This is a genomic window from Halomonas sp. DN3 (assembly GCF_024137905.1).
GTDB lineage: Bacteria > Pseudomonadota > Gammaproteobacteria > Pseudomonadales > Halomonadaceae > Halomonas > Halomonas litopenaei.
The window spans coordinates 107,319-133,128 of the sequence record NZ_CP099965.1 but is presented as its reverse complement, the minus strand read 5'-3'; the positions used below and the strand labels follow the sequence as shown (position 1 = coordinate 133,128).

Here is a 25,810-nt window from a genome sequence, read left to right as displayed (position 1 = left end):
ATGACTCACCTTAGTCGTGCCAACGCCAGCCTCCTCGCGGGGCTGGCGTTTTTCGTGCTGGCACCTCAGGCCACGGCCGACTCCCCCGACGCCCTGCCCGCGCTGGGTCTCTCGAAGGACCGTCTGGCCACCATCGGCGTCTCGTCCGGCGGCTACATGGCCGCGCAGCTGGCGGTGGCCTGGCCCGAGCGCTTCGATGCGCTCGGGCTGGTCGCCGCCGGCCCCTGGGGCTGTGCCCGGGGCGAGCTGGGAGTGGCGCTGGGTCAGTGCATGTTCACTCGCCTTGGCGACCCCGACCTGGCGGCGATCGACAGCCGCCTTGCGGACTACCGCGAGCTCGATCGCGCGGGTAGCGCTGAATCGCTCGACGACCTCAAGGTGTATCTCTGGCACGGTGAGGACGATGGCACCATCGATCCCGACGTCGGACACGCCGCCGCTCGACAATGGCGTGACTGGCTCGCCGACGATGAGCAACTGAAGGCGGTGTTTCAGGACGGCGCGGGGCACGGCTGGCCGGCGCTGGACGCCGCTGGCGAGGCGGACCTGGCCGACTGCGAAGAGGGCGGTGCGCCCTTCCTGCTCGACTGCGGCCTGGACCTGGCCGGCGAGGCGCTGGTCTGGTGGTGGGACGATCTGGCGCCTGCCGGCGAGGCCGACGACCAGCGCCTGCTGGCCTTCGACCAGAGCGAGTTCGACGCCAAGGGACTCGCCGACACCGGCTTTGTCTATCTGCCGAAGCAGTGCGAGAGCGGCGACTGCGCACTGGTGGTGGCGCTGCATGGCTGCCAGATGGGCGTGGACGACGATGAAGGCGCAGCGACGCCATTCACCCGGGCAAGCGGCCTGAACCGTTACGCCGAGAGCAACGACCTGGTGGTGCTCTACCCCCAGGCCGAGGCCAGCCTGGCCAATCCCAAGGGATGCTGGGACTGGTGGGGGTTCAGCGAGAGTACCTGGCAGCGTGATCCTTTGCATGACAGCCGGGACGGTCGTCAGGTCAGCGCCCTGATGCAAATGGTCGACAGGCTGCAGGAAGTTAGTTCAACACCCGATCCAGCGCCGCCGAAAGCGGCCCCGGGGTCGGCGCGTGCAATACCCGTTCGATGATTTCGCCGCTGGCGTCCACCAGATAGAGCGAGGCCGAGTGATCCACCAGATACTCCACGGCGGATTCCGGCGTCTCGACCTTGCGCCAGACGACGCCGTAGCGCTCGCCGATATCGGCAAGCTCGGCCTGGCTACCGGTGGCGCCGATGAAGTCGTCGCCAAAGGCCTCAAGGTACTCCGACAACCGCTCCAGGGTGTCACGCTCGGGGTCCACCGAAATCATCAACGGCACCACCCGCCGACGCTGCTCTTCGGGCAGTGCCTGGCGCGCCTGGCGCACCACCGCCAGGCTCATGGGGCAGACGTCGGGACACCAGGTGTAGCCGAAGAAGATCACCGCCAGCTGGTCATCATCGAGATCGCTCAGCGCAAAGTCGCCCACGGTCGACGCCAGGCGTATCTCACCAGCGACCAGCCCGTCCTGCTCGGCGGGCTGCCAGGGCTTGAAGGTCCACAACAGGGCCGCCGCCAGCATCACCACCGCCGCCAGGACCAGCCCCAGGGTCCGTCGATCGAAGCCGTGTCGTCGTTGCTGCTGTCGTTGCCGTCGGGTCATGGCAGGCTTCGCTCCACGTCCAGATCGAAGGTACTTCCGAGACGCCCACGCGGCGCATCGAAGCTGACCCGGGCACGCCAGGTCATGCGCTCACGGGTGCAGATGCCGAGCTGTCCCATCCCCTGAAATCGGCCCGGTTCGCCGCCTTGCACGGCGTCGAGATGGAAGCGATGCTCGCCCATGTCCATGCCGACCCCTTCGAACACCACCCGTACGTTCTGTGCTTCCACGCCGTCGATGCGCACTTCGAGGGGCAACGACTCCAGCGGGCGAATGTCGCCCTCCACCGGGATCGCCAGGGTCAACCGCTCATCCTCCTCGAGGCCGACGCTGCAGGGCCCCTGGTGCAGATCGCAGCCGGGCGCGGCCGGATACCAGGTCGTCTCCTGGTGATCGCCAAGCTCGTAGCGCAGCAGGTACCATAGGGCGATCAGCAAGGTGACCACGGTCACCGTGATCAGCAGGCGAAGCCGAGGACGACGGGCGCCGCGCGAGGCTGGGGACTGGCGCGAATGCATGTCGGAGGGCTGCCTCCAAAGGGAATGGGCGTAGGGTAAGCTTATCAGCAAAACTCCGACGCCCCCTGCGCGACAATGTCGCAGCCGTCAACGCGCGCTTACTCACGCTCGACGGCGCACTATTCTGCCACCGGCCTCGCCCGGACAAGGAACGTACATGGCCTCCATCACTGCGGCCCTGGGCCCGCTTTTTCTGCTTATCCTGCTTGGCGCCGTGCTGGGTGTCGGACGCATCCCAGGCGGGGACTTCTGGGCGCGCATGGAGCGCCTGATCTACTTTCTGCTGTTTCCCGCCATGCTGGTGGCGACCCTGGCCAGGGCGGACATCAGCCAGGTACCGGTGGCCAGGCTCGCCCTGGTGCTGCTGGGCACCATGCTGGTGCTCTCCGCTCTGCTGTGGTGGCTCAAGCCCCGCCTGAAGCTCGACGCCGCCGCCTTTACCTCGGTCTTCCAGGGCGCGGTGCGCTTCAACACCTATGTCGGCGTCGCCGGTGCCGCTGCGCTGCATGGCCCCCAGGGCGCCACGGTGGCAGCGGTGGCCCTGGCGCTGATGATTCCCACGGTCAATGTGCTGTGCGTGCTGACCTTTATCGCCGCGGGCACCCTCGGCCGCTCGGGTCTATGGCGCTCACTGCTCGCCCTGGCCCAGAACCCGCTGATCCTCGCCTGCCTGATCGGTATCGGGCTCAATCTCTCGGGTATCGGCCTGCCGGGCTGGTCGGCGGGAACCCTGGAGCTGCTGGGACGAGCGGCGCTGCCGCTGGGGCTGGTGGCCGTAGGGGTGGCACTGCGACCCCAGGCCCTGCTGAGGCGCGATCTTGGCCTGTGGGTCTCGAGCCTGGTCAAGCTGGTGCTGATGCCGGCGCTGGTGCTGGTGCTGGCGTGGCTGCTGGGCCTCGACCCTGTCAGCCAGGATGTGGCGCTGCTGTACGCCGCCCTGCCCACCGCCACCTCCGCCTATATTCTGGCACGCCAGCTGGGGGGGGACGCTGAGCTGATGGCCGGACTGATCACCGCCCAGACCCTGGCGGCGATGATCAGCCTGCCGCTGTGGATGCAGCTGACCTGAGGGCAAGTCGAGACCAGGCCAGGCGAGACCAGCCCCCGGCTTTATTAAAAAATATTCTCGTTTGTGTTGACGAAACAAATGAGAATGATTTACGCTGAGATTGTCGGCGTTGATGAGTCGCCGGCGCCAGATACCAGACATTGCCAGTCGCTATCTGGTTTCTCCTCCTCATTGCTAGTCACGGTCCTTGCGCCGCTTCCCTCTGGAAGCGGCTTTTTCATGGCCGCTTGGTTCGGTCCCGTGGCCAGCGCTCCTTCGCCTCGTTGCTCAAGACGTCCTGCCACCGCTTGATTCCGCCATCCCGAGCCTCTGCCCGGTTTCGCCTGCTGTCTTGGCGCCGCCCCTCGCATGCGTCCCCCTTGGCAGAAAGTTAGCGAGGGTGAGCGGAAACATCGCCTTAATAAAAAATATTCTCGTTACGCTTGACGAAGAAAATGAGAATGATTTACGCTGAGGTTGTCGGCGTTGATGAGTCGCCGGCGCCAGATACCAGACATTGCCAGTCGCTATCTGGTTTCTCCTCCTCATTGCTAGTCACGGTCCTTTCACCGCTCCCCCGGGAGCGGTTTTCTTTTTTCTGGCCATCGACGCTTCTGGTCAACCTCGCCCCAGGGCCTTGGCTCCTGTTCGTCGCACCGCTCCCTGCGTCTCACCGCTCTCGTTCATCTCACCCCAGTGCCAGCGGCCTGGCCTCGCGGCTATTCGCAGCCCAGGGGCCTGCACCGCTCAGACGCTGGCGCAAGAGCCCCGCCAGGGCTTCCACCGCCGGCCAAGAGGCTGCGGCGATGCGCCGACTGAAGTACAGGCAGGCGTCACTGGTACCCAGGTGGGGCAGGCCCTCGGCCTCATCCAGCACGCGCATGCGCGGCGTCAGCCGCTGGCGATCGAGGATGCTCACGGCCAGGCCGACTTCCACGGCCTTTTCCACCGCATGGATGCTGGTACTGGTGAAGACCGCGTACCAGTCGCGCCCCTGACTCTCCAGGGCCTCGACCCCGAGCGAGCGGAATGGGCAGTCCAGCGGATGGAGCGCCAGCGGTAACGGCGCCTCGTCGGCGACGCGAAACTCACGGGACGCCGCCCACACCGGCGAGGTCTGCCACAGCGTTTCGCCATTGGTCAGCTGATGCGGACGGTCCAGCGCCACCGCCAGCGACAGCTCACCGCGCTCCAGGCGCCGGGCCAGCTCTCCGCTGGGCGCCGTGACCGCCTCGAGCAGCACATTGGGGTGGCTGGCCAGAAAGTCAGGCAGCACCTGCTCGACCAGATGCGGGGCGTAGCCCTCCGGCATGCCGAAGCGCACCCGCCCGCTGAGTCCCTGTCCGGTCAGTCGCGCCACCAGGCCGTCGTGCTGGCGCAGCAGCTCACGCGCCTCCTGCAGCAAGGCCTCGCCGGCCGGCGACGGCGACACTCCGCGCGGCCCACGGATCAGCAGGCGCGCATCGAGACGCTGCTCGAGGCGCTTGATCTGCATGCTCAAGGCACTGACGGTTCGGTGTCGCAACTCCGCCGCCGCCGCCAGACTGCCCTGCTGGGCCACCGTCACAAAGCTGCGCAGCGCCTCCAGATCCAGCGCCGCGCCCGTGTTCTCGGTCATCGTTGCTCCCCCTATGGCGCCAGACCACCCTACCCGAAGACTTCAATATTATTGAAGTCAGCGTGAAAAACGTTTCGCTACTCGAAAGGCTAGCACCACGGCAGACTGCTCATCCAGCGCTTCCTCTATCCAGCGCTGCCGTCATCCACCCGTGCTCAAGGAGGCCCCATGCAGACGCTGCTACCCCGCCTGATCCCCCTGCTCCACCAGCTTCCCCGGCAGCTGGGCAAGCACTCGGGTGCCCTGATGGTCGCCACGGGCTTCGTGGTCTGCTGGAGCAGCGGTTTCGTCGGCAGTCGCATGGCGGTGGACCTGGACTTGCCGGTGATGGGGCTCTATGCCTGGCGCTTTGCCCTGGCAACCCTGCTGGCCTGGATGCTGGTGGTCTGTCGTCTGGGCCATCCGGGGCATCGCCCGAGCTGGCGCCAGGCAGGCCACGAGTTGCTCACCGGTGGTCTGACGGTGGGCGTCTACCTGCTGACGATGCTGGTGGCGGTGGCCGAAGGTGTGAGCGCCTCGGTGGCGGCGCTGATCGGCGCGCTGCAGCCGCTGGCGGCGGCGCTACTGGCACGGCACCTGCTCAAGGAGCGCAGCGACAGCGCACAATGGTGGGGCATGGGGGTAGCGACGCTCGGCGCCATGGCGATGATCGCTGGCGACATGCGCAGCGTCGGCGGCGCCCCCTGGTGGGCCTACCTGCTGCCGCTGGTCGCGGTCGCCGCGGTATCGATCGGCAGCATCCTGACGCCGCCGGCGACCGCCAGGCCCGGCGAGGAGAATGGCGGTGTGGTGCCGCTGTCACTGATCACCCGCCTGGCGCTGCAGCTGAGCGCGGCAACGCTGGTGTTCATGCTGGCGGCGGTGATGCTCGAACCAGGCCTGCCGGCGCTGCCTCCGGCGACGCTGGACGCCTGGCTGACCATTGGCTGGCTGGTGGTGCTGGCCACCTTCGGTGGCTACGGCTTCTTCGTGGCGTGTCTGGGGCGCTTCGGGGTGACCCCGACCTCGGCGCTGATCGCGCTGACCCCGGCGGTGACGCTGTTGATGACGCTTTCGCTGTTCGGCGAGCGCCCGGATGGGCTGGGCCTGGCGGGACTGGTGCTGTCTCTGGGTGGCGCCCTGTGGGCGCTGGCGGCCGGGCGACGCGGCCAGGGCCGCGCCGCCGATGCCGGCGTCAGTCGACGCGGCGGAAGATCAGGTCCCAGACACCGTGACCGAGCCGTTCGCCCCGCGCCTCGAACTTGGTCAGCGGACGAAAGTCGGGACGCGGCACATAGGGCGCCGTCTCCGGGGTCGCGGTATTGAGGTAGCCCGGGGCTGCCTCCATCACCTCGGCCATCCATTCGGCGTAGGCTTCCCAGTCGGTGGCCATGTGCAGGGTTCCACCGCTGGCCAGGCGAGTCCGCACCAGCTCGACGAACGCCGGCTGGACGATGCGCCGCTTGTGATGCTTCTTCTTTGGCCAGGGGTCGGGGAAGAACAGCTGCAGGGTGGTCAGGCTGCCCTCGGGCAGGCACTGCTCCAGCACCGCCAGGGCATCCTCGCGGTAGACCCGCAGGTTGGTCAGCCCACGCTTGTCGGCTTCGTCGAGCAACTTGCCGACGCCCGGGGCGTGTACCTCGATCCCGATGAAGTCGGTGTCCGGGTGGGTCTCGGCCTGCTCGATCAGCGAGGCTCCCATGCCGAAGCCGATCTCGACCACCCTGGGCGCCTGGCGGCCGAACAGCGCATCGAGGTCCTGGCGCCCCTGGGCGAGGGTCAGTCCCAGCCGCGGCCAGACTTCCTCGAGCCCACGGGTCTGCGCCTGGGTCATGCGCCCGGCCCGCAGCACATAGCTCTTGATACCACGGCGATGCAGCGGTGCGTCCGGTCCTTCCGGGCCGGTGGTCTTGCCCTCGTCGGGGCGATCTTGGTCGGTCATGATGATGTCTGGGGGCGTGGTGAAAGTGTCAGGGCGAGGAAGCTGAGCAGGAGCGGCAGGCTGGGCCTTGCCGCTCCTGCGGGCTTCAGGCGTTGATGCGGCCGGCGAACGGCGATGACGCCTCGGCGCCGCGACGCGGCATGCGACCGGCGAGAAACGCCTGGCGTCCCGCCTGCACGGCATGCTTCATGGCCTCGGCCATCAGCACCGGCTGGCGCGCGTGGGCGATGGCGGAGTTCATCAGCACGCCGTCACAACCGAGCTCCATGGCCAGGGCTGCCTCGGAGGCGGTGCCGATCCCGGCATCGATCAGCACCGGGACCTTGGCCTGCTCGATGATCAGGCGCACATTGTGCGGATTCTGGATGCCGTGGCCGGAGCCGATCAGCGAGCCCAGCGGCATCACCGCGCAGCAGCCGATGGCCTCGAGTTCCCTGGCGACGATGGGGTCATCACTGGTGTAGACCATCACGTCGAAGCCATCGGCGACCAGCGTCTCGGCGGCCTTGAGGGTCTCCACCACATTGGGATAGAGGGTGTTGTCGTCCCCCAGCACCTCGAGCTTGACCAGCTTGTGGCCATCGAGCAGTTCCCGCGCCAGCCGACAGGTGCGCACGGCATCCTTGGCGTTGTAGCAACCGGCGGTATTGGGCAGCAGGGTATAGCGCTCCGGCGGCACCACGTCGAGCAGGTTGGGCTCACCGGCCTCCTGACCCAGGTTGGTGCGACGCACCGCGAAGGTCACGACATCGGCGCCACTGGCGGCGATCGCCTCGCCGGTCTCGTCGAAGTCCTTGTACTTGCCGGTGCCCACCAAGAGACGCGAGGAAAAGGCGTGGTCGGCGACCCGCAGCGGGCTGTCCTGAAAGATGTCGGTCATGCTCAAGTCCTTCTCACGAAACGGAACCAGGCCGCCTTCGAGCGGCACCTCTAAAGTCGTCGGTATCTGCTGGCGGGTGGTTCGCCTCAGCCGCCGCCGATGGCATGGACGATCTCGATGCGATCGCCATCCGCCAGGCGGGTCTCGCCGTGCTGGCTGCGCGGCAGGATGTCCTCGTTGAGCTCGACGGCGATGCGGCGCCCGCCCAGACCCAGGGCGTCGATCAACTCCGCCACGGTCTGCTCGCGGTCGAGGGCGTGGGGCTCACCATTTAGCTGAATCTGCATGGCCACCTCATTATCAAGATGTCGCGGGGGCAACATTGTAGCGGCTCGGGCCGCCGCGGGGTACGGTTGAGGGCAGATTCCTCTCTCTCGTCGTCAAGGAGCCTCGATGCCGGATCGTCACTGGTGGATCACCCTCGCCCTGTCCGGCGCCCTGGTGGTGGCGCTCGGCGCCTTCGCCGCCCATGGCCTCGACGGACGCCTGCCTGAGCGTCTGACCGCCGCCTTTACCACCGGGGTGCGCTACCAGGCCTGGCACACCCTGGCAGGCCTGGCGCTGCTGGCCTGGCGGGCCCAGCAGCCGCTGGCCGCCCAGCTGACGGCACTGAGGCTGTGGTCGGCAGGTATCCTGCTGTTCTCGGGTTCGCTGTACGCCATGGCCCTGGCCGGGCTCTACGGCGTCGGGCTCGGGCCGCTGGGGCTGATCACACCGCTCGGCGGCGTGCTGTTGCTGCTTGGCTGGCTGGCGCTGGCCTGGGGACTATGGCGAGCCCGCGTGTGAGATAGCCTCTCAGTCGTTATCGGGCAGTACGTAGGTCGCCGTCACGTGCGCCACCGGCGCCTCGTCTCCGTCAGAGAACAGCTCCACCTCACCCACCGCCAGGCGGCGTCCCAGCTTGATCAAGCGGGCGTTGGCGATCAGATCGCGATCACCCCGGGCGCGCCGTAGAAAGTGGCAGTTGAGGTTGCTGGTGACCGCCATGGGCTCCGGCCCGATCTGGGCCAGGATGGCCACGTACAGGCAGACGTCCGCCAGTCCCATCATGGTCGGGCCGGAGACGCTGGCGCCGGGCCGCAAGTGTTCATCCTCGATGGCCAGGCTCATGGTGGCCCGCATCTCCGAGACGGCTTCGATGGTGCCCATGCGCTGGGGAAAGACGTCGTCCAGAAAATCCTCGATGGCGGCGGCGGTCATCACGGTCATGGTTCTCTCCCTGAAGGCAATCCGGCTCGTGATAGCTTCACCATAACTCAAGCCCGGATACGACGCCTCAACGCCCTCGCTGCTGTGCGCTTTCCCCTCGACACAACGACACACCCCCGGGGAGGCCCGGGGGTGTGTCCAGGGAAACGCCGCCTGGATCGCGGCGTTTGCTTGGCGTACTCGGTGGCGTCCCGAGTGTGTTACTTCGCCTTGTGGACCTGACGCCAGTGGTGCAGCAGCGGTTCGGTGTAGCCGGCCGGCTGCTCACGCCCCTTGAAGATCAGGTCGCTGGCCGCCTGGAAGGCGGTGGACTTGTCGAAGTCAGGGCTCATCGGGGTGTAGGCCGGGTCGCCTTCGTTCTGACCGTCCACCACCTTGGCCATGCGCTTGAGCGTCTCTTCCACACGCGCCGCGTCGACTACGCCGTGGTACAGCCAGTTGGCGATGTGCTGGCTGGAGATCCGCAGGGTAGCGCGGTCTTCCATCAGGCCCACGTTGTGGATGTCAGGCACCTTGGAGGCGCCGACGCCCTGCTCGACCCAGCGCACCACGTAGCCGAGGATGCCCTGACAGTTGTTGTCGAGCTCCTGCTGGATCTCGTCGTCGCTCCAGTCGGCGGAGGCGACCACCGGCACGGTCAGCAGCGCCTTGAGCAGATCATCGCGCTGCTCGCTTTCGTCCAGCTCCTCGAGTTCGCGCTGGACCTGGGCCACGTCGACCTGGTGGTAGTGCAGGGCATGCAGCGCTGCAGCGGTGGGAGACGGCACCCAGGCGGTGTTGGCGCCCGACTTGGGATGGCCGATCTTCTGCTCGATCATCGCCGCCATCAGGTCCGGCATGGCCCACATGCCCTTGCCGATCTGGGCGCGTCCGCGCAGGCCACAGGCCAGTCCGACCAGCACGTTGCTGCGCTCGTAGGCCTGAATCCAGTCGGCGCCCTTCATGTCGCCCTTGCGCAGCATGGGGCCCGCCTCCATGGCGGTGTGCATCTCGTCACCGGTGCGATCGAGGAAGCCGGTGTTGATGAACACCACCCGGCTGGTGGCCTCGTTGATGCAGGCCTTGAGGTTGACCGAGGTGCGGCGCTCCTCGTCCATGATGCCCATCTTGAGGGTATTGCGGGCCATGCCCAGCAGGTCTTCGACACGCCCGAACAGGGTGTTGGCGAAGGCTACTTCCTTGGGACCGTGCATCTTCGGCTTGACGATATAGACGGAGCCGGTGCGCGAGTTGCGCGGCTGATCGTCACCCTTGTTGAGGTCATGCAGGGCGATCAGCGACGTCATGATGGCGTCGAGAATGCCCTCGGGCATTTCGTTGCCGTCGGCGTCGAGCACTGCCGGGTTGGTCATCAGGTGACCCACGTTGCGCACGAACAGCAGCGAGCGTCCCGGCAGGGTCAGCTCGGAACCATCCGGCGTGACGTAGTCGCGATCCGGATTCAGGCGACGGGTGAAGGAACTGCCGCCCTTGGCCACCTCGGCGGTGAGGTCACCCTTCATCAGGCCCAGCCAGCTGGCGTAGACGCCCACCTTGTCCTCGGCATCCACCGCCGCCACGGAGTCTTCGCAGTCCATGATGGAGGTCAGCGCGGCTTCCACCACCACGTCCTTGACGTGGGCCGGGTCGGTCTTGCCGATGGGGTGGCTGTCATCGACCTGGATTTCCAGATGCAGGCCATGGTGGGACAGCAGCACGGCACTCGGCGCGGAGGCGTCGCCCTGGTAGCCCACCAGCTTGCCCGGCTCCTTCAGGCCGGTCTCGCGGCCGCCGTCCAGAGACACCACCAGGTGGCCATCGCGCAGGAAGTACTTGACCGCGTCACGGTGGGAGCCGGTCGCCAGCGGTGCCGCCTGGTCCAGCACATTGCGGGCGTAGGCCACGACCTTCTCGCCGCGCTTGGGGTTGAAGCTCGAGCCCTTCTCGCAGCCATCCTCTTCGCTGATCACGTCGGTGCCATACAGCGCGTCGTAGAGGCTACCCCAACGCGCGTTGGCGGCGTTCAGCGAGTAGCGTGCGTTGTTCACCGGCACCACCAGCTGGGGACCCGCCTGGGAAGCGATCTCGCGGTCCACGTTTTCGGTGGTCACCTCGACCTTGGCCGGCGGATCGACCAGATAGCCGATTTCCTTGAGGAAGGCCTGGTAAGCGGCCATGTCATTGACCGGCCCCGGGTGCTCACTGTGCCAGGCCGAGAGTTTCTGCTGCAGCGCGTCGCGCTCGGCCAGCAGGGCCTGGTTGGTCGGCGTCAGGTCGTGGAAGATGGCATCGACGCCCTTCCAGAAGGCATCGGCATCGATCCCCGTGCCAGGCAGCGCCTGTTCGGTGATGAACTGGTCCAGCTCGGCGGCCACCTGCAGGCGATGGCGAGAAATGCGTTGCGTCATTGGGTCTAGCTCCTCGTTGGGCCTTGGGTGCCCCCCTGGCACCTTCCAGCCGGACAGGGGAAAAGGTGACTGCTCCAGAATGATTTTGTGGAAAATCATTCCATTTGTAAACCGAAAACCCCGCTCTACCGCTCAAGGCTAGACCAAATGATTAGCTGTCGAGGGCCTTGTCGATTGGGAAACAGTGGTGCCGAACTCGCTGGGTCGCTAGCATGGAACAGGCAAGGAAGCCCAGACAGGAAGGTGTTGACGTGTGCTGGCGACTCCCTCATCTGACGCCGAAGGCCATACCTCCATGGCACAGGTGAGCAACGACGGCCTCCGGACGGTGTCAGAAGAAGCAGGTGGCCAACGATCGGTCAGGGTGCAATCAGGCGCAGGGTGATGACGCTACCCTCCACGCCATCTGGCCGTCCCAGCACAACCGAGTGCCGAGCAACGCACGCCACCGCCCCTTCCCAGCGGAGGACGCTATGACCGACTACACGCCCCTTGAGACCATCGAACGGCTGACCCCGGTGGCAAGACAAGGCGAAGGCTTGGTGGCGACAGCCGCCCCGGCCATGGCAACGACCCTTGAACGCTATCTGGCGCACTATCGGCTCGATGTCCTGCTCACCGAAGGGGTAACGCTGCACGCGGGTAATATCGAGACGCCACGCTTCCGCCTGTGGACTCAGGTATGGCGCCCGCCCCACCCGCGGGGCACCGCGGTGGTGGTTCACGGCTACTACGACCACCTGGGCCTGTACCGCCACCTGCTCGAGCTGCTGCTGGAACTCGAGCTCACGGTGGTGCTGTGGGATCTGCCGGGACACGGGCTGTCCAGTGGGGATCGTGCCGACATCGACGACTTTGCCGACTACGGCGACTGCCTGCGTACGCTTCAGCAGCACCTGAGCGAAGCCGGCCTGGCCCAGGGACCTTGGGTCGGCGTCGGCCAGAGCACCGGCGGCGCCATCCTGGCCACCGATGCCCTGAGCCGGGGCGATGACGGCCACTGGTCGGCGCTGGTGCTGCTGGCGCCCCTGGTCAGACCTTGGGGCTGGACCCGAGCAGCCTGGGTCCATCGCCTGGTCAGCCCCTTTGTCTCCAGCGTGCCGCGCAAGTTTCGGGCGAACACCAATGATGACGACTTCGCCACCTTTCTGCGTGAACAGGACCCGCTCCAGCCCGTGCGCCTGCCCACCGGCTGGGTCAGCGCCATGCGCCGCTGGATGCCCCGCCTGATGCAGCTGCCCCCGTGCCAGCTACCGACCCTGATCCTGCAAGGCGAGAAGGACCTGACGGTGGACGGGCCCTGGAATCTGGCGGTACTCGGCAAGAAGTTTCCCGGCGCGCACATCTGCTGTCACCCGCAAGCCCGCCACCATCTGGTCAACGAGGCCGAGGCCATCCGCCTGGACCTTTTCGCCGAAGTGCGCCAATTTCTGGAACAACAGCTCAGTGAAGGGCCTCTACCGAAAAGGATGTCATCTCAATGCCCAGACGCTTGACCCGACAGACGGTACACCGCGCTGGCAGCCACGCCTCCTTGCTGCCCTGGCTGGCGCTGGTGCTGCTGGTCTGGCTGGCCGGCTGTGCCAGCGCCCCCGAGCGCCCCGAGACGCTGCGCCAGGCGCTGCTGGGCCTTGGCCAACAGGCGGCCGAGCGGGTCGCCGAGGCGCCGGCCCTGGCAGGGGAAACCCTGGCCGATCAGGTGCTGCTGCTGTCCCCGCCCAAGGTCGACGAAAGGCTGGAGCTCGGCGTCGGCCGTGTCCAGGAGAGCCTGACCCGTGGCCTGCTGGCGATCGACGACGGCCCCCAGGTGCTGGACTGGCAGCCCGGTGATACCCCCGCCGCCGATACCAATCAATGGCTGGTCGATAGCCGACTGATCGCCGATGGCCCACGCCTGACGCTGTCTGACCGGGAGCTTCTGCCCTACCGCTTCGAACTCCGCCTGCGCCGCCCCGGCGACGGCGCCGCGCTGTGGTCCACGGTCATCAGCGGCGCCTTCGACGCCGACGCGCTCTAGGGCTTGCTGAAAAGTGCCTGCGCTCGTCGACTTCTCGGGCAAGGCCTGGACCCGGGCAGGGGCCATGCCTGGCGATAACGGGTGCATGGAACGACCGTGCGGCGCCCGTCAGCCCTTGCGCAACAGCCGATCCAGCTGGCGATAGCCGATGGCCTCGATCAGGTCATCACGGCACGGACGTTCGCGCCCGGCCAGGTCGGCCAGGGTCAGCGCCACCCGCAGCACCCGGTGGTAGGCCCGGGCGGACAGCCGCAGGCGCTCAAGCGACTGCGCCAGCCAGGTGCGCTCGGCCACATCCAGGGCGCAGGCGCGCTCCAGCGCTGCGCCGGCGAGCTGGGCGTTGAGCGTCCCCCTCTGCTGCTGACGCTGACGCGCCGCCATCACGCGTCGGCGCACCATCTCGGTGCTTTCCCCCGGCTGATGCGACGTCAACTGTTCCACCGGCAGCGCCGGCACCTCCACCTGCAGGTCGATGCGATCTAGCAGGGGGCCGGACAGGCGCGCCTGATAGCGCTGGATCTGGGACGCGGTGCATACACAGTCCTGACGCGGATCACCCAGATGGCCGCAGGGGCAAGGATTCATTGCTGCAACGAGTTGAAAACGAGCAGGAAATCGCCGCTCGTGGCTGGCCCTGGCGATATGGATCTCGCCGCTTTCCAGCGGCTCGCGCAATACCTCCAGCACCTGGCGACTGAACTCCGGCAACTCGTCGAGAAACAGCACGCCGCGATGGGCCAGCGAGATCTCGCCGGGCCGCGGACGCGAGCCGCCACCGACCAGCGAGACCGCGCTGGCGGTGTGGTGGGGCGAGCGAAACGGACGACGGCCAAAGCCATCGGACAGGGGAAGCGCGCACACCGAGCGAATCGCCGCTACCTCCAGCGCCTCGTCATCGCCAAGCGGTGGCAAGAGCCCGGGCAGTCGGCTGGCCAGCAACGTCTTGCCGGTGCCGGGCGGCCCGGCAAACAGCAGGTTGTGCCCACCCGCCGCCGCCACCTCCAGCGCTCGCCGGGCCTGATACTGGCCACGCACATCGCACAGATCCAGCGCCGCAGGCCCGTCTTGCGGCGGTGCGGCGGGTAGGTGAGCAGCGAGGGGAATGCGCCCGACCAGGTGGGCGACGACGTCGAGCAGGTGTGCCGCCGGCAGCACCTCCAGGCCGTTGACCAAGGCCGCCTCATCGGCGTTGGCCTCGGGCAGAATCAGGCGCCGCCCGGCCTGACGGGTGGCCATGGCGAAGGGCAGCATGCCGGTTACTGGCCGCAACCGACCATCGAGGGCCAGTTCGCCGGCGCACTCGACACCCTCCAGTGCGGCGGCGGGCAACTGACCGGAAGCCACCAGCAGACCCAGCGCGATGGGCAAATCGAAGCGTCCACCCTCCTTGGGCAGATCGGCGGGAGCAAGATTCAGGGTAATACGGCGTAACGGGTAGTCGAGGCCGCAGGTGGCGAGGGCGCTGCGCACCCGTTCGCGGCTTTCGCGCACTGCGGTCTCGGGCAGGCCGACCAGGGTCATGCCCGGCAGGCCGTTGGCCAGGTGTACCTCGACCTGCACCTCGGGGGCGTCCAGCCCCAGTCCCGCACGGGTGGCAATGATGGCAAGCGTCATGGGCTCCCTGCCTGACGGAAGGCTCATGACCAGTAGAGCACGCCGACCTCACCGGCGCCGCATGCCGGCCCCCCGCCAGGGCGGGCCGGCATATCTTGTGACGTTCTGCGTCCGAAGCCTCAGGCGGAGGGCTTGTCGGCTGAACCGCTCGATGCCTCGTCCTGCTTGCCCTGTTCCGGCGGCACCGGCACCTCGGCAGCTTCCTCGGCCACGGCTGGCGCCGCGGTCGTTTCGCCAGCGGGCGCTGCACGTTCCTCGACCAGGCTCTCCAGCGCCGCTACCTGCTTTTCCAGCGCCTCGACCCGGGAGCGGGTGCGCTGCAACACGTCCATGAGGATGTCGAAATCCTCGCGTGACACCAGTTCGAGACGATCGAAGGCGCCACGCACCACCTGCTGGACCCCCTTCTGGATGTCTTCCGGGGCCTGGGAGGCGCCCTGCAAGCGCTCGCCGATCTGCTGTGCCAAACGGCTGATGCGATCCTGACTGACCATGATGGCTCTCCTTGAAACGTCGATGGGAACTCCGTTGCCGACAGGATACGCAAGCCGGGCGCCCAACGCATGCTTCGTGGCCCTTGCCCATTGGCGCCCGGCGCATTGGCGACTCCCTGATACCAACAGGCTACCCGGCACGCGGCTCAGCACGCGACCCATTGCTCCACCCAGCACAACATGCTCGCCAATGACGCACCACTAATACGCGCCAGCACCAAAACAGTGCATTAACTTTGATGCAGTGCCGCAAACTCGCGGGTGTTTTTCGTCTCTCGCCTTCCAAAACAACCACAAGCCATTGTAAACAAAGCTTTTGCCAAATTTATGGCACGTATATCGCTATGCATAGATATCCATGCACCGAGCGGAAACAAGCCGCCACCTTATGCACGTAGGGAGCCATGCCATGAAACTGATCACCGCCATCATCAAGCCCTTCAAGCTGGACGACGTCCGCGAGGCGCTGGCCGACAACGGCGTCCAGGGCATCACCGTGACCGAGGTCAAGGGCTTCGGCCGCCAGAAGGGCCACACCGAGCTATACCGCGGCGCCGAGTATGTCGTCGACTTTCTGCCCAAGGTGAAGGTCGAGGTTGCGATCGACGAGGCCCGACTGGACAGCGTGCTGGAAGCCATCTGCAACGCGGCCAACAGCGGCAAGATCGGTGACGGCAAGGTGTTCGTCACGCCGCTGGAAGACGTCATCCGCATTCGCACCGGCGAGCGCGGCTCCGACGCGGTCTGATCCCCGTCCCCTGACCCGACTTCCGATAAAAATATAGCGAGACACTTCCATGGTCGATATCAGTGAACTCAGCTACGCGCTGGACACCTTCTACTTCCTTATCTGCGGCGCCCTGGTCATGTGGATGGCCGCCGGTTTTGCCATGCTCGAGGCCGGCCTGGTCCGGGCCAAGAACACCGCCGAGATTCTGACCAAGAACATCGTGCTGTTCGCGGTCGCCTGCACCATGTATCTGCTGGTGGGCTACGCCCTGATGTACTCCTCCGACGCCGGCGGCTTCATCCCCAACCTCGGCTTCTTGATCGGCGCGGAAAACAGCGTCGATGCGGTGCTGGCAGGTGGTGAAGACGCACCCTACTACTCGGCCCGCGCCGACTTCTTCTTCCAGGTCGTGTTCGTGGCCACCGCCATGTCGATCGTCTCCGGCGCTGTCGCCGAGCGCATGAAGCTGTGGGCCTTCCTGGCCTTCGCCGTGGTCATGACCGCCGTGATCTATCCGGTCTCCGGCTACTGGACCTGGGGCGGCGGCTGGTTGTCCGAAGCAGGCTTCTCCGACTACGCAGGTTCCGGCATTGTCCACATGGCGGGTGCCGCTGCAGCCCTGGCCGGTGTGCTGGTGCTCGGTCCGCGCAAGGGCAAGTACGGCAAGAACGGCGCCATCTACGCCATCCCCGGTGCCAACATGCCGCTGGCGACCCTGGGTACCTTCGTCCTGTGGCTGGGCTGGTTCGGCTTCAATGGCGGCTCCGAGCTCAAGCTCTCCGACGTGTCTTCCGCCAACAACATGGCCCAGGTGCTGGTGAACACCAACGCTGCCGCCGCCGGGGGTGTCATCGCCGCGCTGATCCTGGCCAAGATCTGGTTTCGCAAGGCTGACCTGACCATGGCCCTGAACGGCGCCATCGCTGGCCTGGTCTCCATCACCGCCGACCCGCTGTCCTCCACGGCCCTCGGCGCCACCCTGATCGGTGCAGTCGGCGGTGTCCTGGTGGTGGTCGCCATCGTGGTCCTCGACAAGCTGCGCCTGGACGATCCGGTCGGTGCCATCTCCGCCCACGGTGTGGCCGGTATCTGGGGTGTCCTGGCGGTCCCGCTGAACAACGCCGACGCCACCTTCGGCGCCCAGATGCTCGGCATCATCGGCATCTTCGCCTGGGTCTTCATCGCTAGCCTGGTCGTGTGGCTGATCATCAAGGCAATCATGGGTGTGCGTGTCAGCGAAGAAGAAGAATACGAAGGCGTCGACCTGGCCGAATGCGGTCTTGAAGCCTACCCCGAGTTTAACGTCGTCAAGAAGTAAGCTAGAGCTTACCGCGACACCAGTGAGCTGGCGTGCTCCTCCTGGCCCCTTCGGGGGCCTTTTTTATTGCTGTTCGCCAGGGGTATGCTTTGTCACACTAGTCAGGACAGGCGCAACGGCGCGCCGCCAACGGGTTGGCGCCAGGCACGACCGACGCCGCCCCCACACGGACAGGATGAGGAACCCGCCATGAAACTGGTGACCGCGATTATCAAGCCATTCAAGCTCGACGACGTCCGCGAGTCGCTCTCCGAGATCGGTGTTCAGGGCATCACCGTCACTGAAGTGAAGGGCTTTGGCCGTCAGAAGGGCCACACCGAGCTGTACCGGGGAGCCGAGTACGTGGTCGACTTTCTGCCCAAGGTGAAGCTTGAGGTGGCGGTCGACGACGGTATGACCGAGCAGGTCATCGAAGCCATCGTCCAGGTCGCCAACACCGGCAAGATCGGTGATGGCAAGATCTTCGTCACTCCCCTTGAACAAGTTATTCGTATCCGTACCGGCGAGACCGACAAGGACGCTGTCTGACCGACGATGGCAGCTGTCTTCAGCCACCCCCCTCGAGCAAGTCATTCGTATCCGTACCGGCGAGACCGACAAGGATGCTGTCTGACCTCGACCGACAAGGACGCGGTTTAAGCTAGACCGACAAGGGTGCGGTCTGACGACGGCGACCGGTTCTCCCCGCCAGGTGGCGCCGCTCAGCCGCGGCGTCGCAACGGCTCCAGCAGGTCGCTCAGGCCGTTGTGGTCGATCTCGTGCATCAGCGCCAGCAGGCGTCCGATCTCTCCGGGGGGAAACCCGACCCGGGCAAACCACGCCAGGTAAGGCCCGGGCAGATCGGCGATCAAGGTACCTTGATGCTTGCCGAAAGGCATCGGCAAGGTAACCAGGCGTTCCAGGTCCTGAGGATTCATCGCTGCTCCTGAGCGGGTGGGTGAGGGAAAGACGCACAGGGTACTGGCCTGCGGGCGGCGTCGCCATCGATTCGCCTCCCCATTGAAAGTCTCCCCGTTGAAAGTCTTCCCCATCGACGCCATGGTTATTTCCAGGTATCGACAAGGAGGCCGACATGACCACACTCGTGATAGGTGCCAACGGCCAGATCGGCCGCCAGGTCTGCGCCATCGCCCACCGCCAGGGACATCCGATTCGCGCCATGATCCGTAGCGCCGAGCAACGCGACTGGTTCGAGCAACAAGGTATCGAGACGGTCGTCGCCGACCTGGAGGACGACTTCGCCTCCGCCTTCGAAGGTTGCGATCAGGTGCTGTTCACCGCCGGCTCCGGCCCGAACACCGGGCCCGACAAGACACTGTTGATCGACCTCTACGCCGCTACGCGGGTGGCGGACGAGGCCAGCCGCCAGGGGCTGGATCGCATGCTGATGGTCAGCGCCATGCGCGCCGAGCAGCCGCTGCAGGCGCCGGAGAAGCTCAGGCCCTACATGGCCGCCAAGTTCGCTGCCGATGCCTACCTGCGCAGCAGCAAGGTGGACCACGTCATCGTCAAGCCAGGCCGGCTCACCGACGACGACGCCACCGGCCGCGTAGCCACGTCGCTGGACGAGACCGGGGGCAACAACCAGATATCCCGAGCCAACGTGGCCCAGGCCCTGGTCTATCTATTGGGGCAACGAAAGATCCGTAATCACGAGACGGTACTCCTGGACGGCGAACGCGAGATCGCCGAGGCTCTCGGCGACTGACCACCGCCACACCGGCCAGGCGATTCAATCCGCCAGCAGCAACGACGACGCCGATGGCAAGTGGCCATCGGCGTCGTCGTTTGCGGCGTCCTGTCGTGGGGTCTTACTTCTCCACGAAGGCACGCTCGATGACGTAGTCGCCGGGCTCGCCCATGCGCGGAGAAATATTGAAGCCGAGCTCGTCGAGCAGTGCGCTGGTGTCGTCGAGCATGGCCGGGCTGCCGCAGATCATGGCCCGGTCCTGCTTGGGATCGATGGGCGGAAGCCCCTTGTCGTCGGTCAGCTTGCCGGTGCGGATGTGATCGGTCAGGCGGCCCATGGTGTGGAAGTCTTCACGGGTCACGGTGGGGTAGTAGACCAGCTTCTCGCTGATCTCCTCGCCCAGGTACTCGTGCGCCGGCAACTCCTTGGTGATGAAGTCGGCGTAGGCCAGCTCGTTGACGTGGCGCACGCCGTGCACCAGCACTACCTTTTCGAAGCGCTCGTAAACCTCGGGGTCCTGGATCAGGCTGAGGAAGGGCGCCAGACCGGTGCCGGTGGACAGCATGTAGAGATTGCGCCCAGGCAGCAGGTCGTCACATACCAGGGTACCGGTAGGCTTGCGGCTGACCATGATCTGATCGCCTACTTGCAGGTGCTGCAGGCGAGAGGTCAGGGGACCATCGGGTACCTTGATGCTGAAGAACTCGAGGTGGTCCTCGTAGTTGGGACTGGCCACTGAGTAGGCACGCATCAGCGGCTTGCCGTTGACCTCGAGACCGATCATCACAAACTGGCCGTTCTTGAAACGCAGGCTACGCTCACGGGTCGTGCGGAAGGTGAACAGGGAGTCGTTCCAGTGATGAACGCTCAGCACTTCTTCCAGGGCAAACTTGCTCATGCCAACTCCTTAAAATGCGTGGGCTTATTCCTGAAGTGAATAAAGCCCGATATCAAGTCTTGCGGATAATTCTAAGACCGGCCATATTATCTGTTAAATGGATTGTATGGATAACGCTTATCCAATTCATTGATATAGATGCCCATCGCCGACGTCTTTACCCCTATCGCGCCGGAGAGCCCGTGCCATGCGCTACACCCTTCGACAGCTGGAAGTCTTTGTTGCGGTCGCCCAGCACGAGAGCGTGTCCAAGGCGGCGCGCGCCCTGGCCCTGTCGCAGTCGGCGGCCAGTACCGCGCTGTCCGAACTCGAGCGCCAGTTCGACTGCCAACTGCTCGATCGCATCGGCAAGCGCCTCAAGCTCAATGCACTGGGCTTCCAGCTGCTGCCCAAGGCGGTCGCCCTGCTCGATCGGGCCGAAGAAGTGGAAGAACTGCTCAGAGGCCAGCAGGGCATCGGCAATCTGGATGTCGGCGCCACCCTGACCATCGGCAACTATCTGGCGACGCTGTTGATCAGCGACTTCATGCAGCGCCACCCCGGCAGCCGGGTACGGCTGCAGGTCCGCAACACTCGCTCTATCATCGATGCGGTTCGCCATCACCAGCTCGACCTGGGGCTGATCGAGGGGCAGTGCGAGGAGGACGAGGTCATCACCCAGCCCTGGGTCGAAGACGACCTGGTGGTGTTCTGTTCGCCCCGTCACCCGCTGGCCAACCGCGGGCCGGTGGAGCTCGACCGCCTGCTGCGTGAAGACTGGATCATGCGAGAGGAGGGCTCAGGCACGCGCCTGACCCTCGAACAGGCAGCCCGCCATCGACGTGGTCGCTTCAATATCCTGCTCGAACTGGAGCATACCGAGGGCATCAAGCGTGCGGTGGAGTCGGGGCTGGGAATCGGCTGTGTCTCACGCCTGGCGCTGCGCGACGCCTTTCGGCGTGGCAGCCTGACCCCACTGCCCACGCCGGAACTGGACCTGAGTCGGCAGTTCACCTTTATCTGGCACCGTCACAAGTACCTCACCGCAGGCATGCGCGAATTTCTACGCCAGTGCCGGCAGATGACGGAGGGGATCCAGCGCAGCGACGAGATCGATCTGCCGCAGGTGCCCTGAACGGCAACGACTAGCGCTATGCAGGAGAGAGCCCGCCGCGGACGGCGGGCGGCACAGATCAGCGCAGATCGTCGACGGCGTCGGTGATCTTGTCGCAGTCGGCCTTGGTCAGATCCTTGGAGAGGGAGTGGATGACCAGTTTGGCGGTGGGAGCATCGAGCTTGTCGCGCAGGTGGCCAAGAAAGCGCGGCGGCGCCACCATGATCAGCTTTTCCATGCTGTTGTCGACACGGGCACGATACAGTCGATCGGCTACCTCTCGGGCAAAGATGACTTCATGGTGCTGGGTCGCCACCTCCTCGCCGCCAGCCTGACGCGAGGCGGTAGCACTGGATTCATGTACGTCACCGCCCTTGTCGGTCACCAGATCGCCTTCGTGGAGCCGCCCTTCGGCGTGCACCAGGCTCTCGACTTCATTCAGCTTGCGTCCTGTCCGAGTGAAGATTCGCGCACGCGACGCATCGGCTACCACGATATAAGTCGTCGTCATGGTCGGTCCTCGCCTCCCTGTGTTCAGACTTCCCGGCACAATGACCGGTACAAAGTCACCATGGCAACGGACCCCGGCAGCGTCAACTGGTGGTTATTGGCGACACCGGCGTCGCCCTCCACGGACACTGACGAGCCCTGCCTCCTTTGGGGTAGCATGCAGGCATCTGTTACACGCCCCGGCGGCCTGCGGCCCTGTCCGGTTATCGCCTTTGCCTGCGCCGCACCGCTGATACTCGCGGGCCGCCCATCCTGGCGCCCTGCGAGTTCCCCTGCTGGAGGACCTCAACCATGCGCCAGTTCTTCTTTCCCCGCGCCCCACTGGCCCGGCGCACCCTGCTGAGCTGTCATTTCATTGCACAGCTCGGCGTTCTCGCCGCCGGTCTGTGGTGGCTGATCCCCCGCACCCCCTGGGTCGCCATGACCACCTGGAGTGAGAGCTGGCCTCCCCTGGCGCTGGGCGCCGGCCTCACCCTGCTGACCATGGTCGCACTACGCCTGCTGGCCGAGCTGTGGTTGCTGCCCCATCACCTGGGCAGTCAACGGCCCGGCTTCGCCCCCGGCGCGGTGGTCACCCGCTCCTACGATCGTCGTCCGGCGGTGCATGATGACGACAAGGCCTGGACCTCCCAGGCCCGGCCGCTGGAGGACGACGACACGGTGGTCGGCGATGCTCGGGTGACGCGCAAGGCCGAACCGCTGAGCAAACGCGGACATCGCGAGCCCGGCCTCGACCTGAACCGTTCTTCTACCGGCGAGCCCGAATCACAAAGGGTCCAGAAGCCGAGTCGCCAGGAGCCAAGTCTCTGACGCGGTCGACGCTTTGACCGGGATGACGCCGCGGCTCGGTGTCCCCGCATGGCCGACATTGTGCGCCTGGACGCTTTCAGGGCGTTTCCCAGGCGTCATTGAGGCTCAAGGGAGCTAGCCGAAAGTCAGCCGACTTCCAGCACAGAGCTTTTTCAGGACAGAGCTTCAGCGGCGAGCGCGCTGCCGCCATCGGCACCACAGCCAGACCGACCCGACACCGAGCCCTGCACCCAGGGTATTGGCGACGATGTCCCAGACATCGCCGCCAAGACGCCCGGGTACCGGGATCTGGGCGAACTCGATGGCGACGCCGTAGGCCACCGCCAGTGACATGGACAGCCCGCTGCGCCCGCTCGCCAACGCCAGCAGTGTTGCCAGACCAGCGTAGGCGATCAGGTGGTTGGCCTTGTCCCAGGGCAGATCTTCAGGCAATTCGCTGGCGGGCATCAGGCTACCCCAGGCGATGACCAGGGCGGCGGCCACGGCCAACGCCCACCACCACCGCGCGAAGGCTGCCCGCCTGCCCGAGACTTCAGCCTGAGGCGATCTGGGCATGGTAGGCCGGGCTCAGCTCGTGCAGCGCCTCCATGAAGGCGGTGACGTTGTCGGGGTTGGTAAACTGGCTGATGCCGTGGCCGAGATTGAAGATGTGGCCCGGGCCGTGGCCGTAGCTGTCGAGGATACGGCCGACCTCGGCACGAATCGCCGAAGGGTTGGCGAACAGCACATTGGGGTCCATGTTGCCCTGCAGTGCCACCTTGCGGCCCACCCGGCTGCGCGCGCTGGACAGCTCAGTGGTCCAGTCCAGCCCCAGGGCGTCGGCGCCGGTGTCGGCCAGATCCTCGAGCCACTGCCCGCCGTTCTTGGTGAACAGGATCACCGGTACCCGGCGTCCGTCCTGCTCGCGAATCAGCCCCGCCACGATCTGTTCCATGTAGCGCAGCGAGAACTCGCGATAGGCCGGCGTCGACAGCGTCCCTCCCCAGGTATCGAAGATCTGTACCGCCTGTGCGCCCGCTCGGATCTGCGCATTGAGGTAGTCGGTCACCGCCGTGGCCAGGGTATCGAGCAGCTGATGCATCACGTCAGGGCTTGAGTAGAGCATGCCCTTGACGTGGCGAAAGTCCTTGCTGGAGGCGCCTTCGACCATATAGGTCGCCAGGGTCCAGGGACTGCCGGAGAAACCGATCAGCGGCACCCGACCGTTGAGTTCGCGACGGATGGTCGAGACCGCGCGCATCACGTAGTCGAGGTCGCGTTCGGCGTCGGGCGCCGTCAGCGCGGCCACGTCTTCTGCGCTGCGTACCGGCTTGCGGAACTTGGGACCCTCGCCGGTCTCGAAGTACAAGCCCAGCCCCATGGCATCGGGGATGGTCAGAATATCGGAGAACAGGATGGCGGCGTCCAGCGGATAGCGTTCCAGCGGCTGCAGGGTGACCTCACAGGCGCGGGCGGTATCACGACACAGGTCCATGAAGCTTCCCGCCTGGGCGCGCACTTCCTTGTACTCCGGCAGGTAGCGACCGGCCTGGCGCATCATCCAGACCGGAGTGCGATCCACCGGTTGACGCGCGAGAGCGCGCAGAAATCGATCGTTCTTCAGTTCCATGCAGGCGTCATCCAGGGAAAATGTGCGACTCATTGTACCGCAATGACTCCCGAACGCGTGGCCTCCTGCGACCCTGTGTCGTCGGCAAGGTGTCGTGAGCCTTGCACGACTTCCTGATAAACTGGGCGCCCCCTTGACGGCGCTGCCGTTGTTTCGACTCCGAGGTACCCCGTGACGATTCGCTTTATCGCCGCCTCTCGCCTGCCCACCCCCTGGGCGACCTTCACCATGCACGGCTTCGAAGACGAGGCCACGGGCAAGGATCATATCGCCCTGACCCTGGGGGAGATCGACGATGGCGCTCCTGTGCTGGGACGGGTGCACTCTGAATGCCTGACCGGCGACGCCCTGTTCTCGATGCGCTGCGACTGCGGCTATCAGCTTCAGGAAGCGCTCAAGCGTATCGCCAGTGAAGGCCGCGGTGTCATCCTCTACCTGCGTCAGGAAGGCCGCGGCATCGGCCTGCTCAACAAGATTCGCGCCTACCACCTGCAGGACCAGGGGGCCGACACCGTCGAGGCCAACGAACGCCTGGGCTTCGCCGCCGACCTGCGCCGCTATGACCTGTGCGTGCCGATGCTCGAACACCTGGGTGTCGAGGGGCTCAAGCTGATGACCAACAACCCGCGCAAGGTCGACGCCCTGACCCAGGCCGGCGTTCAGGTGGTGGAACGCGTCGCCCTGACCACCGGGCTCAATCCCCACAACGAGCACTACCTGTCCACCAAGGCAGGCAAGCTCGGTCACATGATGGCGCTGGGTGACTTTACCCAGGCTGACGACGTGGATATCGAAAAAAAATCATAGGCCGCGTAAGGAATCCGGCCCACCCTCGACTCAAGATCAAACGCAACATTACGCTCCATTGATCTTGACCTTCGAGGTGCCGACATGAAACTCAAGCTGCTTTCGATTGCCGCCATTGCCGCCGTGACCACACTTCCGCTGACGGCCCAGGCCGACGCCCGTGCCACCGACCTGGCCCGCGCGCTGAACAGCCAACCCCTGTCCATGCGCGACGCCATGCCCCAGCAGGGCCATGAAGTGATCAATGCCCACATCGCCAGCGACAGCACCGAAGCCCTGCGCAAGGCTCGCCTGCGGCTGCAGTCTCGCCATGTGGAAATGACCGACTTCATGCTCAATCTCGACCTCGGTCGCGCCGCCACCAAGTAACAGCAAGAAAAAAATGCCTTTGTTTTTGCACCGCTACAGGCATACGACCGTTTTAATAGAGCCGCATTATCGAAGCCATAAAAGCGATTACCTGGCACTTTCGATAGAACGCTAACAAAATACACACATCGACAGCGGGTGACGCCACCCGCTGAAACCGGAAGGAGCTTCGACATGAAACCCACCTTGATCCTCGCTGCCCTGATCGTCGCCTCTCTGCCCGCTCTGGCCCAGGCTGCACCACCCAAGTACGCCCTGGCCCTGAACGAATCGCCCTTGACCGACCAGGCCCCGTTGGTCGATGACGTGCTGGGGCAGCAAGTTGCCGATGTCGAGCCTCTGGCTATCGGTGGTCAGCGTATCGGCAATACCGCCGCCTCGCCCCATGATGGCAAGACGCTGGCAAACGCCAGGCTGCAACTGCATCGCGACCAGGCCCAGGCCGCTCGCTTTTTGCAGCAGGACGGACGACGTGTCGCGGTGACCATCTAGGGCTTGTCTGAAAAGTGCCTGCGCTCGGTAATACGGCGTTAAAAATCGGATCAAAATGCTCATTTACACCCCGTAAACTGCGCTTTCTCACCGATTTTTGCCTTGTCTAACC

At 65.5% G+C, this 25,810-nt stretch carries 29 protein-coding genes and 1 pseudogene; 15 read left to right on the top strand and 15 right to left on the bottom strand.

Annotation, left to right across the window (positions count from 1 at the left end; genetic code table 11):
* Complete coding sequence (locus tag NKF27_RS00610; RefSeq protein WP_253554896.1) at nucleotides 1–1,110, top strand: alpha/beta hydrolase; 1,110 nt, start codon at nucleotides 1–3, stop codon at nucleotides 1,108–1,110.
* Here the strand turns inward: NKF27_RS00610 and NKF27_RS00605 are convergent.
* Entirely contained in the window at nucleotides 1,040–1,666 is a 627-nt protein-coding gene (locus tag NKF27_RS00605; RefSeq protein ID WP_253554893.1) for an SCO family protein, read from the bottom strand. The genes NKF27_RS00610 and NKF27_RS00605 overlap by 71 nt on opposite strands.
* Nucleotides 1,663–2,184, bottom strand: a complete 522-nt coding sequence (locus NKF27_RS00600) for a hypothetical protein (RefSeq protein WP_253554891.1) — start codon at nucleotides 2,182–2,184, stop codon at nucleotides 1,663–1,665. The genes NKF27_RS00605 and NKF27_RS00600 overlap by 4 nt, the downstream gene beginning before the upstream one ends.
* Before the next feature lie 157 nt (nucleotides 2,185–2,341).
* Between NKF27_RS00600 and NKF27_RS00595 the strand changes: the two genes are divergently transcribed.
* Nucleotides 2,342–3,253: an AEC family transporter gene (locus tag NKF27_RS00595; protein WP_253554890.1), complete on the top strand. Its 912-nt coding sequence runs from the start codon at nucleotides 2,342–2,344 to the stop codon at nucleotides 3,251–3,253.
* A 667-nt stretch (nucleotides 3,254–3,920) separates the two neighbouring features.
* On the opposite strand, the gene NKF27_RS00590 is transcribed toward NKF27_RS00595, so the two are convergent.
* Entirely contained in the window at nucleotides 3,921–4,850 is a 930-nt protein-coding gene (locus NKF27_RS00590; RefSeq protein WP_045993916.1) for a LysR substrate-binding domain-containing protein, read from the bottom strand.
* Between the two features lie 168 nt (nucleotides 4,851–5,018).
* On the opposite strand from NKF27_RS00590, the pseudogene NKF27_RS00585 reads away from it, so the two are divergent.
* Nucleotides 5,019–5,966: pseudogene (locus NKF27_RS00585) on the top strand (DMT family transporter); the annotation flags it as partial.
* Nucleotides 5,967–6,024: 58 nt separating this feature from the next.
* Here NKF27_RS00585 and trmB read toward each other — a convergent pair.
* From trmB to thiS, 3 genes are all read right to left on the bottom strand, one after another.
* Nucleotides 6,025–6,771, bottom strand: a complete 747-nt coding sequence (gene trmB, locus NKF27_RS00580) for a tRNA (guanosine(46)-N7)-methyltransferase TrmB (RefSeq protein ID WP_045993958.1) — start codon at nucleotides 6,769–6,771, stop codon at nucleotides 6,025–6,027.
* Nucleotides 6,772–6,856: 85 nt separating this feature from the next.
* Complete coding sequence (locus NKF27_RS00575) at nucleotides 6,857–7,651, bottom strand: thiazole synthase (RefSeq protein WP_045993915.1); 795 nt, start codon at nucleotides 7,649–7,651, stop codon at nucleotides 6,857–6,859.
* An 86-nt stretch (nucleotides 7,652–7,737) separates the two neighbouring features.
* Entirely contained in the window at nucleotides 7,738–7,938 is a 201-nt protein-coding gene (gene thiS, locus NKF27_RS00570; RefSeq protein ID WP_181248714.1) for a sulfur carrier protein ThiS, read from the bottom strand.
* Between the two features lie 106 nt (nucleotides 7,939–8,044).
* Between thiS and NKF27_RS00565 the strand changes: the two genes are divergently transcribed.
* Complete coding sequence (locus NKF27_RS00565) at nucleotides 8,045–8,437, top strand: DUF423 domain-containing protein (protein ID WP_124805041.1); 393 nt, start codon at nucleotides 8,045–8,047, stop codon at nucleotides 8,435–8,437.
* 9 nt (nucleotides 8,438–8,446) lie between these two features.
* On the opposite strand, the gene NKF27_RS00560 is transcribed toward NKF27_RS00565, so the two are convergent.
* Both NKF27_RS00560 and NKF27_RS00555 read right to left on the bottom strand, forming a co-directional pair.
* The gene (locus NKF27_RS00560; protein ID WP_045993913.1) at nucleotides 8,447–8,860 is read right to left on the bottom strand and encodes a PaaI family thioesterase; all 414 of its coding nucleotides are present in this window, start codon (nucleotides 8,858–8,860) and stop codon (nucleotides 8,447–8,449) included.
* Nucleotides 8,861–9,060: 200 nt separating this feature from the next.
* Nucleotides 9,061–11,247, bottom strand: a complete 2,187-nt coding sequence (locus tag NKF27_RS00555; RefSeq protein WP_253554889.1) for a malate synthase G — start codon at nucleotides 11,245–11,247, stop codon at nucleotides 9,061–9,063.
* 473 nt (nucleotides 11,248–11,720) lie between these two features.
* On the opposite strand from NKF27_RS00555, the gene NKF27_RS00550 reads away from it, so the two are divergent.
* Nucleotides 11,721–12,743, top strand: a complete 1,023-nt coding sequence (locus tag NKF27_RS00550) for an alpha/beta hydrolase (RefSeq protein WP_108449478.1) — start codon at nucleotides 11,721–11,723, stop codon at nucleotides 12,741–12,743.
* Nucleotides 12,728–13,264 carry a hypothetical protein gene (locus NKF27_RS00545; protein WP_240184265.1) on the top strand — a complete coding sequence of 179 codons (537 nt, stop codon included), beginning with the start codon at nucleotides 12,728–12,730 and terminating at the stop codon, nucleotides 13,262–13,264. The genes NKF27_RS00550 and NKF27_RS00545 overlap by 16 nt, the downstream gene beginning before the upstream one ends.
* A 108-nt stretch (nucleotides 13,265–13,372) precedes the next feature.
* Here NKF27_RS00545 and NKF27_RS00540 read toward each other — a convergent pair whose 3' ends face one another.
* Nucleotides 13,373–14,878: a YifB family Mg chelatase-like AAA ATPase gene (locus tag NKF27_RS00540; RefSeq protein ID WP_253554888.1), complete on the bottom strand. Its 1,506-nt coding sequence runs from the start codon at nucleotides 14,876–14,878 to the stop codon at nucleotides 13,373–13,375.
* A 119-nt stretch (nucleotides 14,879–14,997) separates the two neighbouring features.
* Complete coding sequence (locus NKF27_RS00535; RefSeq protein ID WP_253554887.1) at nucleotides 14,998–15,372, bottom strand: accessory factor UbiK family protein; 375 nt, start codon at nucleotides 15,370–15,372, stop codon at nucleotides 14,998–15,000.
* A 409-nt stretch (nucleotides 15,373–15,781) separates the two neighbouring features.
* Between NKF27_RS00535 and NKF27_RS00530 the strand changes: the two genes are divergently transcribed.
* The 3 genes from NKF27_RS00530 (at nucleotide 15,782) to glnK (ending at nucleotide 17,948) form a co-directional block, all read left to right on the top strand.
* Nucleotides 15,782–16,120: a P-II family nitrogen regulator gene (locus NKF27_RS00530; protein ID WP_045993909.1), complete on the top strand. Its 339-nt coding sequence runs from the start codon at nucleotides 15,782–15,784 to the stop codon at nucleotides 16,118–16,120.
* 49 nt (nucleotides 16,121–16,169) lie between these two features.
* Complete coding sequence (locus NKF27_RS00525; protein ID WP_253554886.1) at nucleotides 16,170–17,420, top strand: ammonium transporter; 1,251 nt, start codon at nucleotides 16,170–16,172, stop codon at nucleotides 17,418–17,420.
* Between the two features lie 189 nt (nucleotides 17,421–17,609).
* Nucleotides 17,610–17,948, top strand: coding sequence for a P-II family nitrogen regulator (gene glnK / locus NKF27_RS00520; RefSeq protein WP_045993907.1), 339 nt, complete (start codon nucleotides 17,610–17,612; stop codon nucleotides 17,946–17,948).
* Between the two features lie 173 nt (nucleotides 17,949–18,121).
* Here glnK and NKF27_RS00515 read toward each other — a convergent pair whose 3' ends face one another.
* Nucleotides 18,122–18,337: a DUF3820 family protein gene (locus NKF27_RS00515; protein WP_045993906.1), complete on the bottom strand. Its 216-nt coding sequence runs from the start codon at nucleotides 18,335–18,337 to the stop codon at nucleotides 18,122–18,124.
* Nucleotides 18,338–18,492: 155 nt separating this feature from the next.
* Here NKF27_RS00515 and NKF27_RS00510 point away from each other — a divergent pair, with 155 nt between their 5' ends.
* Nucleotides 18,493–19,128 (top strand): SDR family oxidoreductase, encoded by a 636-nt coding sequence (locus tag NKF27_RS00510; protein WP_045993905.1) that lies wholly within the window; start codon nucleotides 18,493–18,495, stop codon nucleotides 19,126–19,128.
* Between the two features lie 103 nt (nucleotides 19,129–19,231).
* On the opposite strand, the gene NKF27_RS00505 is transcribed toward NKF27_RS00510, so the two are convergent.
* Nucleotides 19,232–20,008, bottom strand: coding sequence for a ferredoxin--NADP reductase (locus tag NKF27_RS00505; RefSeq protein ID WP_045993904.1), 777 nt, complete (start codon nucleotides 20,006–20,008; stop codon nucleotides 19,232–19,234).
* Between the two features lie 187 nt (nucleotides 20,009–20,195).
* Between NKF27_RS00505 and NKF27_RS00500 the strand changes: the two genes are divergently transcribed.
* Entirely contained in the window at nucleotides 20,196–21,122 is a 927-nt protein-coding gene (locus tag NKF27_RS00500) for a LysR family transcriptional regulator (protein WP_045993903.1), read from the top strand.
* A 58-nt stretch (nucleotides 21,123–21,180) separates the two neighbouring features.
* On the opposite strand, the gene NKF27_RS00495 is transcribed toward NKF27_RS00500, so the two are convergent.
* Nucleotides 21,181–21,612: a host attachment protein gene (locus NKF27_RS00495; protein WP_045993902.1), complete on the bottom strand. Its 432-nt coding sequence runs from the start codon at nucleotides 21,610–21,612 to the stop codon at nucleotides 21,181–21,183.
* A 290-nt stretch (nucleotides 21,613–21,902) separates the two neighbouring features.
* Between NKF27_RS00495 and NKF27_RS00490 the strand changes: the two genes are divergently transcribed.
* The gene (locus NKF27_RS00490) at nucleotides 21,903–22,421 is read left to right on the top strand and encodes a hypothetical protein (protein WP_253554885.1); all 519 of its coding nucleotides are present in this window, start codon (nucleotides 21,903–21,905) and stop codon (nucleotides 22,419–22,421) included.
* A 165-nt stretch (nucleotides 22,422–22,586) separates the two neighbouring features.
* Here NKF27_RS00490 and NKF27_RS00485 read toward each other — a convergent pair whose 3' ends face one another.
* Nucleotides 22,587–22,904 carry a VanZ family protein gene (locus NKF27_RS00485; RefSeq protein WP_253554884.1) on the bottom strand — a complete coding sequence of 106 codons (318 nt, stop codon included), beginning with the start codon at nucleotides 22,902–22,904 and terminating at the stop codon, nucleotides 22,587–22,589.
* A 49-nt stretch (nucleotides 22,905–22,953) separates the two neighbouring features.
* A complete protein-coding gene (gene hemE / locus NKF27_RS00480) occupies nucleotides 22,954–24,030 on the bottom strand; it encodes a uroporphyrinogen decarboxylase (RefSeq protein WP_253556390.1) in 1,077 nt (358 codons plus the stop codon).
* A gap of 171 nt (nucleotides 24,031–24,201) precedes the next feature.
* On the opposite strand from hemE, the gene ribA reads away from it, so the two are divergent.
* The 3 genes from ribA to NKF27_RS00465 all read left to right on the top strand — a co-directional run bounded on the left by ribA (nucleotide 24,202) and on the right by NKF27_RS00465 (nucleotide 25,698).
* Nucleotides 24,202–24,837, top strand: a complete 636-nt coding sequence (ribA, locus tag NKF27_RS00475; protein ID WP_045993900.1) for a GTP cyclohydrolase II — start codon at nucleotides 24,202–24,204, stop codon at nucleotides 24,835–24,837.
* Nucleotides 24,838–24,921: 84 nt separating this feature from the next.
* Nucleotides 24,922–25,206 (top strand): hypothetical protein, encoded by a 285-nt coding sequence (locus NKF27_RS00470; protein WP_045993899.1) that lies wholly within the window; start codon nucleotides 24,922–24,924, stop codon nucleotides 25,204–25,206.
* Between the two features lie 174 nt (nucleotides 25,207–25,380).
* A complete protein-coding gene (locus tag NKF27_RS00465; RefSeq protein WP_253554881.1) occupies nucleotides 25,381–25,698 on the top strand; it encodes a hypothetical protein in 318 nt (105 codons plus the stop codon).
* The last annotated feature ends 112 nt before the right edge of the window (nucleotides 25,699–25,810 follow it).